The organism is Alkalihalophilus lindianensis (genome assembly GCF_032843265.1).
Classification (GTDB): Bacteria; Bacillota; Bacilli; order Bacillales; family Bacillaceae_D; genus Alkalihalophilus; species Alkalihalophilus lindianensis.
Genome location: NZ_JAWJBA010000793.1, coordinates 1 through 247, shown reverse-complemented (window position 1 = coordinate 247; position 247 = coordinate 1). Strand labels below are relative to the sequence as shown.

1 pseudogene is annotated in these 247 nt (G+C 39.3%); it reads left to right on the top strand.

Annotated elements, in window-relative coordinates:
- Positions 1-74: 74 nt before the first annotated feature.
- Positions 75-247 (top strand): annotated as a pseudogene (locus RYX56_RS24360) (EamA family transporter); the annotation flags it as partial.

Below are 247 nucleotides of genomic sequence, written 5' to 3'. Positions count from 1 at the left end.
GTGGCTTTTTGTTTGAAATTGACACGGCATCAATCAAGTCAACTATTATTTTTTAAGTAAAAGGGGTAGAAATCATGAAAACGTGGCACTATGCACTACTTGTTTTTTTGGGAGGCTGCTGTTACGGAGCATTATCCACATTTGTAAAACTCGCTTATCATGCTGGCTATACGGCGGCAGAAGTAACCGGGAGTCAGTACTTATTGGGAACTTTGCTCATCTGGATGATTGCTATTTTTTCGAAAAA